The following is a 1,264-nucleotide window of genomic DNA, read 5'->3' as shown; positions in this document are numbered from 1 at the left end:
GAAGAGTTTGTGAAGCTGTACAACCCGGCCAATCGGCATGAGCGCAAGGCCACCTGGTCAGCCGATAACCCGGAAGGTCGCTGGCGTGTCTACGACTACAGCGAGCTGATCGCCCGCGACAAGGCCAGTCTGGATATTTTCTGGCTCAAGGATGACAGCCTGGCCGACAGCGACAACCTGCCGCCGCCCGACGTGATTGCCCAGGAAATCGTCGACGACCTGGAAGCCGCGCTGGAGCAGTTCAGGCTGATTGCAGGGGATTTGCAGGCCAGCGATTTGGCAGCCTGAAAGCAGGCCCGGGGTTGATCCCTCGTTGAGGCATTAACCTGCCTCGCCGTGGAGAGCCGTGGCGCGGTCCGAACTCATGCCACCGTCCGAAGGTTTTTCGGGCTGTTTTTATTCAGGTGCTATTCAGTCTTGGGCGGCTCCGCGTCAGGCAGGCGCGTGCAGGCATCGCCCACGTGGTGGGTCATCAGAGCCAGCAAGGCCTCGCGCACCAGCTTGGCAAGCGAGGTGTCACGAATATCGTTGAAGCGGTCGGCAGAAGATTCGGTGAACCAGGGAAGCTTGTTGGTCATTAATTGAATTTGATATATCGTGTACGGAAAATGGCCGAACCCGCCCGAATGGGGTCGGTCAGCAGGTCAGGCGCGGTTTCGGGTTGGATTGATCCTCGTCAAATGCGAATCCAGTTTTGGCGATGATCATGACAGTGAGCGGTCGGAAGCGTGCCCGGCAGTTCTTGGCGGGTTCGCGCAGCTTCAGCACTGCGTTCACAAGGCGTACGCAGTTTCTGTCGGCTCCGCGCCGATTCATAAACACATTCAATGATGGAAAGGCGAGCCCATGAACACCGTGTTGCTGCCGATCGACAGGTCCCCCGCCGCACAGGGAGTGCCGGCGACTGTGGTGGTTGGGGCGGCCCAACTGCATCTGCTCAAGGCTCGGAGCTGGCTTTTTAAACAACGTGAGCAGGTGGTGTCGCGATGACGAATGGAACTGCGCTCGCAAGGCCGCTGCGCGCCGCATGGGTGCGCGCACTGGTCACTGCGATCCTGCTGGGCTTGGCCGCATTCGTGGCCCGTGCAGCGCCTGTCCTTTTGCTGGAGGTGCAAGGGGCGATCGGCCCCGCCAGCGCGGCCTACATGATCCGCGGCATTGCCAAGGCGAAGGAGGCGGGTGCGCCCCTGGTGGTGATCAGGCTGGACACGCCGGGTGGCCTGGATACGTCGATGCGACAGATCATCCAGGCCATTTTGGCGTC

Annotated in this window: 3 protein-coding genes and 2 pseudogenes; 3 read left to right on the top strand and 2 right to left on the bottom strand. The window is 60.9% G+C overall.

Annotated elements, in window-relative coordinates:
* A pseudogene (locus ABW22_RS16505) lies at positions 1 to 288 on the top strand (SAM-dependent DNA methyltransferase); the annotation flags it as partial.
* Positions 289 to 407: 119 nt separating this feature from the next.
* Here the strand turns inward: ABW22_RS16505 and ABW22_RS17575 are convergent.
* Complete coding sequence (locus ABW22_RS17575) at positions 408 to 578, bottom strand: hypothetical protein (RefSeq protein ID WP_157648715.1); 171 nt, start codon at positions 576 to 578, stop codon at positions 408 to 410.
* Between the two features lie 58 nt (positions 579 to 636).
* A complete protein-coding gene (locus ABW22_RS18295; protein ID WP_269083919.1) occupies positions 637 to 768 on the bottom strand; it encodes a hypothetical protein in 132 nt (43 codons plus the stop codon).
* Positions 769 to 846: 78 nt separating this feature from the next.
* Here ABW22_RS18295 and ABW22_RS17565 point away from each other — a divergent pair, with 78 nt between their 5' ends.
* Complete coding sequence (locus ABW22_RS17565) at positions 847 to 990, top strand: hypothetical protein (RefSeq protein WP_157648713.1); 144 nt, start codon at positions 847 to 849, stop codon at positions 988 to 990.
* A pseudogene (locus ABW22_RS17880) lies at positions 987 to 1,264 on the top strand (hypothetical protein); the annotation flags it as partial. The gene ABW22_RS17565 and the pseudogene ABW22_RS17880, both read left to right, overlap by 4 nt.

The sequence above is a fragment of the Thiobacillus denitrificans genome (assembly GCF_001530125.1).
GTDB classification, from domain to species: Bacteria; Pseudomonadota; Gammaproteobacteria; order Burkholderiales; family Thiobacillaceae; genus Thiobacillus; species Thiobacillus denitrificans_C.
This window is presented reverse-complemented; position numbering and strand designations above follow the sequence as displayed.

Coding starts and splice junctions, on each gene's coding strand:
- ABW22_RS17575 (WP_157648715.1), bottom strand. CDS start 578: ATGACCAACAAGCTTCCCTGGTTCACCGAATCTTCTGCCGACCGCTTC.
- ABW22_RS17565 (WP_157648713.1), top strand. CDS start 847: ATGAACACCGTGTTGCTGCCGATCGACAGGTCCCCCGCCGCACAGGGA.